Below are 9,598 nucleotides of genomic sequence, written 5' to 3' on the forward strand. Positions count from 1 at the left end.
GCCCACCCCCACCCCGGCCCAGACGGGCCAGGCCATGGAGGACGGGGAGTATCCCATCCAGTTCCGCTCCGACGCGGTGTATGGGTCTGTGACCTATGACTTCTACTACAGCGAGGACTTTTTCACTCATCCGGCCACAGAGTACGACCATGAGCTGGCCAAGACCACCCTGGGGCTGGTTATGGCGGGCTTCTCCACCACCTCCAGCGACAGATACTACACCACCGACGGGGATGTGGGCCGGGAGGACAATATCCGCCGGGCCTACGAGACTCTGGGCTTTGACGGGGCGGCCTTTTACAACTACGACGTGGCCCTGGACTGCACCGACCACAAAGTGGCCTTCTCCTTTGCCCGTAAGACTCTGGAGGAAAACGGACAGACCTATACCGTCATCCCGGTGATCATCCGGGGCGGCGGCTACGGCGCCGAGTGGGCCAGCAACTTCTATGTCAATGACGATTCGGCCCACGCCGGATTCCGCCGCGCGGCCGAGGGGGTGTACGATGCCCTGGAGGAGTATGTGGAGGAAGCAGAGGCCGGCGGCGCCCAGCTGGGTACCATCAAGCTGTGGATCGGCGGCTTCAGCCGGGGCGCGGCGGTGGCCAACCTGCTGGCGGCCAAGGTATGCAATGACTTCTCCCGGGTGGATGAGAGCAATGTGTACGCCTATACCTTCGCCACACCCCATGCAGTGACCGGAATGGAGAAGGGAGGGGTCAGCTGGGACTATAACAACAACTATACCGCCACGCTCATCCCCAAGCAGGAGTACGAGGAGAGCTGCATCCACAACATCATCTACAGCGGCGACGTGGTGCCCCGGGTGCCGCTGAACGACTGGGGCTACCAGCGAAACGGCAACGATTTGTTCCTGCCTGTGACCCGGCTCTCGTCTGAGGCTGGGGGTCTGGGCGCCGCCTATAAGGAGATCACCGGGCAGAACATCAACTTCAAGGAATTGGCGAATTCGGGCAGAATCCAGGATCTGGAGAATTCCCTGGCCTCTATCGCCAAGGACGCCGCTTACTACGAAAAGCACTATCAGGAAGCCATCATGGATATCTTCCAGTATCTCTACATGGTGCCCAACCGCTCGGTGGTCAGCGAGTCGAAGGATAACCTGGACGAGATTGCCCGGCAGATTGCTTCCCTGGACCACATCTCCGCCAGCCCTGAGGAAGTGGCCTCCAAATGGGATGCCGCCCAGGCCATCTCCGATGTGGTGTACCTGGCCAAGGAAATCCAGGTACCGGTGCCTCTGATTTTGATCGGCATGATCCATGGGCTGGGTCCCGATGTGCTGGGGATACTGTTCCAGTACGCTGTCGGGGTATTCCCGGACAACCTGTTGTCAGATGATTTTTCCGAAGTGGCCATGGGTCATCATCCGGAGGTCTATCTGGCATTGATGGAGTACTATGACTACCAGGACGAAAACGACTACTCCATGCGGCCTGTCACCCACACGGACGCCAACAGCTGGCTGGATTCGCTGATGCCCGACGTGGCCAGAGGCAGCTACTACAACAGCGCCGTCACCTGGGCGGTAAACAACGGCGTCACCACCGGCACCACAGCCACCACCTTCTCCCCTGACCGGGCCTGTACCCGGGCCGAGGTGGTCACCTTCCTGTGGCGGGCCTACGGATCTCCCATGGTGGAGGATGACGGCGTGCCCTTCCGGGATGTAAGCTCTGACGCCTTCTACTATGATGCGGTGCGCTGGGCGGTGGAGAGCGGCATTACCAGCGGCTCTTCGGCCACCACCTTCTCCCCCAATGCCGTGTGCACCCGGGCCCAGGTGGTTACCTTCCTGTGGCGGGCCCACGCAGACCAGCCCAAACTCTCCGGCAGTACCGTGTTCCGGGATGTGAAGAGCAGCGACTACTACTGGTATCCGGTGCGGTGGGCTGCGTCCAACGACGTCACCACCGGTACCTCCTCCACCACCTTCTCCCCCGACCTGCCCTGCACCCGGGCCCAGGTGGTCACCTTCCTCTACCGGGACCAGCGGCTGTAATAAAGCTTAAATGGCAAACAGAGGCCGGCTGCAAAGCAGCCGGCCTCTGTTGTGTATTTGCAAGGGTGTTACCGGGGGTTCTTGATGGCGGCCTGAGCAGCGGCCAGACGGGCGATGGGCACACGGAAGGGGGAGCAGGACACATAGTCCAGGCCCACCTTGTGGCAGAACTCCACAGAGGTGGGGTCGCCGCCGTGCTCGCCGCAGATGCCCATATGGATGTCGGGACGGGTCTGATGGCCCAGCTGGACGGCCATGGCCACCAGCTTGCCCACGCCGTTCTGATCCAGGTGGGCGAAGGGATCGGACTCGTAGATCTTCTTGTCGTAGTAGTAGCTCAGGAACTTACCGGCGTCGTCGCGGGAGAAGCCGAAGGTCATCTGAGTCAGGTCGTTGGTACCGAAGGAGAAGAACTGAGCCTCCTTGGCGATCTCGTCGGCGGTGAGGGCGGCACGGGGGATCTCGATCATGGTGCCAACCTCATACTTCATGTCGATACCGGCGGCGGCGATGATGGCGTCGGCGGTCTTGACCACCACGTCCTTGACGTACTTGAGCTCCTTGACCTCGCCCACCAGGGGGATCATGATCTCGGGCACCAGGGTCCAGTCGGGGTGCTTCTTCTGGACGTTGATGGCGGCGTTGATGACGGCGGTGGTCTGCATGGCGGCGATCTCGGGATAGGAGACGGCCAGGCGGCAGCCGCGGTGACCCATCATGGGGTTGAACTCATGCAGGGAGTCGATGACGTTGTGGAGCTTCTCCAGAGGGATGTTCATCTCCTTGGAAATCTCCACGATGTCCTCCTCCTTGGTGGGGAGGAACTCATGCAGCGGGGGATCCAGGAAGCGGATGACCACGGGATGGCCCTGCATGGCCTCATAGATGCCCTCGAAGTCGCCCTGCTGATAGGGCATGATCTTGGCCAGAGCCTTCTCACGGTCGGCCACGTTGTCGGAGACGATCATCTCACGGATGGCCTTGATGCGCTCGCCCTCGAAGAACATATGCTCGGTGCGGCACAGGCCGATGCCCTGCGCGCCGAAGGCGTAGCCCTGAGCGGCGTCACGGGGATTGTCGGCGTTGGTGTACACCTTCAGCTGACGATACTTGTCGGCCCAGCCCATCAGGCGGCCAAAGTAGCCGGAGCCGGGATCGGCGGGCACGGTGGCGATGGCCTCGCCGTAGATGTTGCCGGTGGAGCCGTCCAGGGAGATCCAGTCGCCCTCATGATAGTCCTTGCCGGCCAGAGTAAACTTCTTGCCCTCGTAGTCCACCACGATGTCGCCGCAGCCGGACACGCAGCAGGTGCCCATACCGCGGGCCACCACGGCGGCGTGGGAGGTCATGCCGCCCCGGACGGTGAGGATACCCTGGGAGACCTGCATACCCTCAATGTCCTCGGGGGAGGTCTCAAGACGGACCAGGATGACCTTCTCGCCACGGGCGTGCCACTCCTTGGAGTCCTCGGCGGTAAAGACCACGCGGCCGCAGGCGGCGCCGGGAGAGGCGGCCAGGCCCTTGCCCACTACCTGGGCCTTCTTCAGGGCCTCGGGGTCAAAGGTGGGGTGCAGCAGGGCGTCCAGCTGCTTGGGATCGACGCGGCACACGGCCTCCTTCTCGTCGATCATGCCCTCATCCACCAGATCCACAGCCACCTTCAGGGCGGCGGCGGCGGTGCGCTTGCCGTTGCGGGTCTGGAGCATATAGAGCTTGCCGTTCTCAATGGTAAACTCCATGTCCTGCATATCCTTGTAGTGCTGCTCCAGGCGGTTGGCGATGTCGGCGAACTGCTCGTAGACCGCGGGCATCTCCTCGTGGAGCTTGGAGATGGGAGAGGGGGTACGTACGCCGGCCACCACGTCCTCGCCCTGGGCGTTGATGAGGTACTCGCCGAAGAGGGCCTTCTCACCAGTGGCGGGGTTGCGGGTGAAGGCCACGCCGGTGCCGGAGTTGTCGCCGGAGTTGCCGAACACCATGGACTGCACGTTGACGGCGGTGCCCCAGTCGTAGGGGATCTCGTTCATGCGGCGGTACACATTGGCGCGGGGGTTGTCCCAGGAGCGGAACACGGCCTTGACGGCCTCCATCAGCTGGACCTTGGGATCCTGGGGGAAGTCCTCGCCCTTTTCCTTCTTATAGAACTCCTTGAAGAGAACCACCAGGTGCTTCATGTCGTCGGTGTCCAGCTCCACGTCCTGCTTGACGCCCTTCTTGGCCTTGACGTCGTCGATGATCTCCTCAAAACGCTTCTTGGACAGCTCCATGACCACGTCGGAGAACATCTGAATGAACCGGCGGTAGGAGTCATAGGCGAAACGGGGGTTATTGGTGAACTTGGCCAGGCCTTCCACCACCACGTCGTTGAGGCCCAGGTTGAGGATGGTGTCCATCATACCGGGCATGGAGGCCCGGGCGCCGGAGCGGACGGAGACCAGCAGGGGGTTCTCGGGATCGGCAAACTTCTTGCCGCAGATCTCCTCCATCTTGCCCAGGTACTCGTAGATCTGGGCCTGAATGTCCTCGTTGATCTGACGACCGTCATTATAGTACTGGGTGCAGGCCTCGGTGGTCACGGTAAAGCCCTGAGGCACCGGCATACCCAGATTGGTCATTTCGGCCAGATTGGCGCCCTTGCCTCCCAGCAGCTCACGCATAGAGCCGTTGCCTTCGGAGAACAAGTAGACGTACTTGTGAGAATTGCCCATTTTCACATTCCTCCTAAGTTTGCCCCGCCTGGGGCGGGACGGTTCACTAGGTCATATTATACCATTTTGACAAACAAATGCAAGGGTTGGGTGGTGTTATGTGCCAATTTTCACCAAACTAATGAGTATGAAAATAAATTTCAAAAGTTGGAGGGGGCGGCATGATCTGTCATGAAATTGTAACCCGATTGGGCTTGACAAAAGGAGGTTACAGTTGTACCCTAAAGCTGAAAGGTACAACTGTAACCGGAAGGAGGAGACGCCATGGGTGCCGCGGAAGAGAAGATCACCGAGGCGGAGCTGGAGGTGATGGAGGTGCTGTGGGACGCCGGGGAACCGGTGACACTGAGCCAGATCAGGGAGGCCCTGGCAGACAGAAACGGGGAGACGGTCAAGACCCTGCTGCGGCGGCTGTGCGCCAAGGGGGCGGCGGCCCAGGAGAAGCGGCAGGTCTACTATTACCGGCCTCTGGTGAGCCGGGAGGAGCTGGGCTGCTACCGCACCCGCAAGCTCATTGACAAGCTGTACGCCGGGTCGGCCCGGCAGATGGTGGCCGCCCTGGTGGAGCACGACCAGCTGTCCGGGGATGACATCGCGGAGTTAAAAGCCCTGCTGGACAGCCTGGACGGAGAAGGAGGGAGCTGACGTGACACCCTTTCTGTATACCCTGCTGAAGCTGAGCCTGCTGGGGTCGCTGCTCACCGGCCTGCTGCTGTTGGTTCGGCCCCTCATCAAGAGCAAGGCAGCGGTTTACTATCTGTGGCTGCTGGTGCTGGTGCGCCTGGTTTTACCGGTGGGGGTGACCCTTCCGCTGCCTGCCCTGCCGGAGCAGGGGACCTACCAGGCCCACACCCAGACGGAAGTTTCCCTCAGCGGTCAGACCGACCCGGTCCAAATCCAGGGTCAGACAGGGGAACCCACAGGCCCAGCCGCGCCTGAAGATCCCGGCGCACCGGAGCAGCCCGCCGCTCCGGCGGCAGACTGGAAGGGCGTGCTCACCGCCCCTGAACTATGGTTCGGTCTGTGGGCCGCAGGGGCAGGCCTGTGGCTGGGGCGGTATGTGTGGGGCTACCGGCGCTTTGCCGCCCTGGTGCGCGTCTCCGCCCGGCCTGCCGGGCAAGGAGCCCAAAATGTGCTGGCCGCCCTGGACCCGGGCGGGCGCACTGTGGTGCTGGAGTGTATCCATGTCCACACTCCCATGCTGCTGGGGGCGATCCATCCCGCCATTGTGCTGCCTGTGGGGGTGGAAAACGACCGGCTGGCGGATATCCTGTCTCACGAGCTGACCCATGCCCGGCGGCACGATCTGCTCTATAAATGGCTGGCGGCGGCGGTGACCAGCCTCCACTGGTTCAATCCCCTGATGGTGGTGGTGCGGCGGGAAATCTCCCGCTCCTGCGAGTTCTCCTGTGACGAGGCGGTGACCAGAACCATGGACGGCCCCGCCCGGAAGCACTACGGGGAGACTCTGCTGGTGCTGGCCGCCCGGCCCCCCAGAGGCATGGGGGTGCTGGCCACCACCCTGTGCGAGGAAAAGGCCCGGCTGAAAGAAAGGCTGGTGTCCATCATGAAAGGAAAGCGGCAGGGACCGGCCGCCCTGGCGGCTACCCTGGCTCTGACCATCGCTTTGACCGGCTGCGCCGCCATCAGCGGGGCGGCCCCCAGCCCCAGCTCCAGCCCGGAGCCCACCCCCGACCTGAGCGCACTGCTGGAGAACCCGGTGCTGTATGACCTGGACTATGACCTCCAGCTGGCCATTCCCAGCGATCTGGACGGCAAGCTGCTGGTGGAGCTGCCCGAGGAGGGAGAGGACTTCCTGGTATCCATAAATGCCAAACGAGACTACGAGCTGCCGGAGACCGGCTATGACATGGGATGGATCTGCGACCTGGTCCGGTGGGACCAGGTCCAGTATGAGCAATATCTCAGCTCCGATGGCAGCGGGGTAGAGCCCATTGCCCGCAAAGATGGGTACTATTATCTGTGGGTCAGACCCACCGATGTGCAGTTTATTTCTCCAGACGGTGAGTATGAGCAACAGGATGAGGAATATGCCCTCTGGGATGAACTCAACCGCCGCATCCCGGAAGAGGTAGCGGGGGACTTCCGTGCCCGCAACGGCCTGGAAGCTTACGACGACAGTATGTACTTCCACGACGGCTATGTGTGGGAGAGTGACCACCGCTACGTCTACTTCCGCACGGAAAACTGGGGCGAGTCCATTACCCTGCTCCTCTCCCAGCCCATCAAACAGGGGGAGGGCGGCATCTGGTGCGTGGAGGGCTGGGTGGACAACAACTACGGTACCCGCTATCTGGTGCTCCCCCGGGACACCGGCACCACGGCGGCGGACTACTATACCGCCCTCCAGCAACAGGTGGATGAAGGCCACCGACCCGGCCTGCTGGACCCCCTTTCCGCCGCCAAGGAATGGCTGAGCGAGCAGGGCTACAACGTGGGCGCCGGCTATGTGGAGCTGGTGGAGGGGGACCCGGCCTGGAATATCTACAGCCGGGAGATGGAACCCATCCTGGCCGGCAGCAGCCCCGCCCGGACCCTGACCTATGAAAACGGGCAGGAGACGGATGTGGAGACCTGCGGCGTCATCGACAGCAGCATCCAGCTGTGGGTGCGGGTGTGGGTGAAGGCCCAGGCCCCTGCCGCCCTCAACGGCAAGGCGGTGACCTGCACCGATCAAAACGGAGACAGTCTCATCTTCCTGGAGGAGGGCGGACTGGTGGGCATCGTCCGGGACGGGGAGACCAGCTGGTATGCCTATGCCTACGACTACGACGCCCCCAGCCCCTATGAGACCATGTACAGCGCCTGCCAGGACTGGCTGGCCATGAAAAATCCGCCGCCCTCCCACAATTACTCCCCGGAGGAGTATGACCGGGCCTATGAGACGGTGGTACAGAGCTTTGAGACCGGGATGGCGGGGTGTACCCTGGAAAGTTCGTACTATGATCCCCAGCAGTCCTATGAGGTGGCGGCGGACTATCTCCACACCGACGACCCGGAGCGGATCAACAATGTAATCGTCTTCTTTGTAAGCTTTACCACCGACGGCAATCAGCCGGTGCTGGACCCCAACACCACCTACACCGACTATCAGTTCATCCTCCAGCGGGAGGATAAGGACTCCCCCTGGGTAGTCATCGACGGAGGATATTGAGAAGAGAAACCAACAAGACAAAAAGATCCCCTGCCAGCTGGCAGGGGATCTTTTTGTCTTAATATTTGTTGACCATTCCCGAGATCAGGGGGGTGGGCACCAGCCACATGATGAGGAACACCAGCAGGTTGGAGGCCGACAGGGAGGCGTAGGCTCCCACAAAGGTGAGGTAGAAGGCCAGAATCAGGCCTACCACCGCCCCCAGGCTGGCCAGCACTGCCGAGGTGCGGACGGCCCGGCGGAGCCGGGCGGCGCCTACCACCGCCTCGGAGTAGGGCCCGATGCCCTCCCGGCAGAGGACGGCGGTGAGAATGTCGCTGTGGAGCTGGTCCTCGTCGGACAGCTCCATCCGCCGCTCCACAGAGGGGTATTCCATCCGGTCCACCGGCAGCTTGAACCGCTGGCGGAGCATGGCGGGGGTCAGGTTGAAGTCCCGGGTGGCCATCACCGGGGACACCCGGTTGCGGATCAGGCTGGTGAGAGCCGGGTCCACCGTGCCGTGGAGGGTGTAGTTGAGGGCGAAGATGCCTGCCAACTCCCCGTCGATGGCACAGAACACGGCGTTCTTCACATGAAGTCCCGGGGGCAGGGCGATCTCCATCAGCCGCATGAAGTCGGCGGAGCCCACCAGTACCTGTTCGTTGCGGATGACGCCGGACAGGCCGCCCTCATAACAGAAGAAGTTGGATACCCGGCGGTAAATGGCCCCCTGGGCCCGGAGCAGGTCGTGGAAGGGTTTGTCCAGGCCGCAGCCCGATTCCCGGATGAGGGTGGCGGTATCGGCCACCACCTTTTCCGCCGGGAAGTCGCCGAAGATCTTGATGCCGTTGAGGGAGACACAGCCCGGGGGGAACAGGTCGGAGTCGGTGACCAGAATGCCGCTGCCGCCGGTGGCGGTGACGCCGTCCCAACCGGCGATGGCGGCCCCCGATTTGCTCAGCCGCTGGCACAGGGTAAGCCAGGGCTGCCCGAAGCACAGGGCCCCCGACAGGGAGGCGGAGGCGGTGAGGGTGGCGGACAGGCACCACAGCAGCCGCTCCGGCGCGCCCCGGCCAATGGAGGCCACGATGCTCAGCAGCATACTGGCGATAAACAGCAGGGGGCAGATCCGCCGGAAAATGCGCTGGGCGCCGTCGCTGGCCTGCATCTGCCGGCCAAAGCCTACCGGATCGCCCGACCACTTGGCGTAGGTGTCCCGGCCGTTCCACTTGCCCTCATCCAGGGTGACCAGATAGGGGTGGGAGGCGGCCGCCGCCGTCTTACAGGCCAGCCGCAGACCCCGGCGCTTTCGGTAGGTGCCCCGCAGCAGCAGGGAAATGCCCAGCACAATGGCGGCACAGTAGGGCATCTGGCCCTCCCGGGGGTCCAGCTTGAACATGGTAAGGGCGTCGGCCAGGGTGGCGGCGGAGGCAAAGAGCAGCAGGGTGTCCATGCCGAACTCCAGCCGCAGCAGGCCGAACAGACCCCGGAAGAGGACATCCAGTCCCAGCAGCATGGCCAGCACCTGGACCCCGGCCAGAGCCAGCACCCGCAGCTCAGGCGTAAGGGCCTGGGGATGGGGAAAGACCTCCAGGGTCAGATAGAGGGCGGGCAGGAACAGCAGGAGGACCAGGGTGGCCCTCAGCCGCATCCCCTTGAGACCCTTGCCGTACCGTTTGGCCAGATCCGCCGGGGGCAGATCGGGGGCGGGAG

The 9,598-nt window shown here is 62.8% G+C and carries 5 protein-coding genes; 3 read left to right on the forward strand and 2 right to left on the reverse strand.

The features are described 5' to 3' along the window. On the forward strand, window positions 1-2,023 hold a 2,023-nt coding region (locus tag B5F94_RS15055; protein ID WP_087331303.1), incomplete at its 5' end, for an S-layer homology domain-containing protein. A 68-nt stretch (window positions 2,024-2,091) separates the two neighbouring features. Here the strand turns inward: B5F94_RS15055 and ppdK are convergent. Further along, window positions 2,092-4,731 carry a pyruvate, phosphate dikinase gene (gene ppdK / locus B5F94_RS15060; protein ID WP_087331304.1) on the reverse strand — a complete coding sequence of 880 codons (2,640 nt, stop codon included), beginning with the start codon at window positions 4,729-4,731 and terminating at the stop codon, window positions 2,092-2,094. Window positions 4,732-4,995: 264 nt separating this feature from the next. Between ppdK and B5F94_RS15065 the strand changes: the two genes are divergently transcribed. Both B5F94_RS15065 and B5F94_RS15070 read left to right on the forward strand, forming a co-directional pair. After that, window positions 4,996-5,376, forward strand: a complete 381-nt coding sequence (locus B5F94_RS15065; RefSeq protein WP_087189520.1) for a BlaI/MecI/CopY family transcriptional regulator — start codon at window positions 4,996-4,998, stop codon at window positions 5,374-5,376. A gap of 1 nt (window position 5,377) precedes the next feature. Beyond that, entirely contained in the window at window positions 5,378-7,906 is a 2,529-nt protein-coding gene (locus tag B5F94_RS15070; RefSeq protein ID WP_087331306.1) for a M56 family metallopeptidase, read from the forward strand. A 58-nt stretch (window positions 7,907-7,964) separates the two neighbouring features. Here the strand turns inward: B5F94_RS15070 and B5F94_RS15075 are convergent. After that, on the reverse strand, window positions 7,965-9,598 hold a 1,634-nt coding region (locus tag B5F94_RS15075; protein WP_087331309.1), incomplete at its 5' end, for a hypothetical protein.

The organism is Flavonifractor sp. An4 (assembly GCF_002161755.1).
In the GTDB taxonomy this organism is placed as follows: Bacteria; Bacillota; Clostridia; order Oscillospirales; family Oscillospiraceae; genus Flavonifractor; species Flavonifractor avicola.

Bases quoted from the DNA above. Each gene is read 5' to 3' on its own strand.
- ppdK (WP_087331304.1), bottom strand. From the start codon at position 4,731: ATGGGCAATTCTCACAAGTACGTCTACTTGTTCTCCGAAGGCAACGGC.
- B5F94_RS15065 (WP_087189520.1), top strand. From the start codon at position 4,996: ATGGGTGCCGCGGAAGAGAAGATCACCGAGGCGGAGCTGGAGGTGATG.